This window comes from Bacillus cereus group sp. N14 (assembly GCF_016483555.1).
GTDB lineage: Bacteria > Bacillota > Bacilli > Bacillales > Bacillaceae_G > Bacillus_A > Bacillus_A wiedmannii.
The window spans coordinates 1-222 of record NZ_JAEHBQ010000150.1 but is presented as its reverse complement, the minus strand read 5'-3'; the positions used below and the strand labels follow the sequence as shown (position 1 = coordinate 222).

Genomic DNA, 222 nt, shown 5'->3' with positions numbered 1-222 from the left:
ACCATCGGCGCTAGAGAGCTTAACTTCCGTGTTCGGTATGGGAACGGGTGTGACCTCTCTGCCATCATTACCAGACTGTATTCATTTAAGACAAGAATCATTGTAACTTATTTAACTTTTAAAGTCAACAAGTTTTTTATATTCTTTCAAAACTAGATAACATTGCTTCATATTATATGGTTAAGTCCTCGATCTATTAGTATTCGTCAGCTCCACATGTCA

Annotated in this window: 1 rRNA gene; it reads right to left on the bottom strand. The window is 36.5% G+C overall.

The annotated features are described in order from the left end of the window. Positions 1-75 (bottom strand): 5S ribosomal RNA (rrf, locus tag JDS82_RS29500); the annotation flags it as partial. Between the last annotated feature and the right edge of the window lie 147 nt (positions 76-222).